This is a genomic window from Alteromonas sp. ABE4_545 (assembly GCF_056161325.1).
The window spans coordinates 1-223 of sequence record NZ_JBSWYY010000098.1; the positions used below are offsets into that span (position 1 = coordinate 1).

At 46.6% G+C, this 223-nt stretch carries 1 pseudogene; it reads right to left on the reverse strand.

Annotation, left to right across the window (positions count from 1 at the left end):
- Positions 1 to 223, reverse strand: a pseudogene (locus tag ACXAH6_RS20485) (IS4 family transposase); the annotation flags it as partial.

A 223-nucleotide genomic window follows, 5' to 3' on the forward strand; every position in this document is an offset into this window, starting at 1 on the left:
GAACGGGCCAAATCGTAACCTTCAAGGATGGTTTGTAGTTTGAACCATCCTTCCCATAGGGCTTTTATTGACGCCTTGCCTGTCCTTTTAGTATCTTTCCACCCGCCAAGCTTGGCAAGGTGCTCATAAGCCCACTTTATGCTTGGGGGAGTCGATGGTATTGTTTTACTCTCGTTTTTCAACCACAGTAATTTCCACGCTTTGGGCGATAGAACCTGTTCAC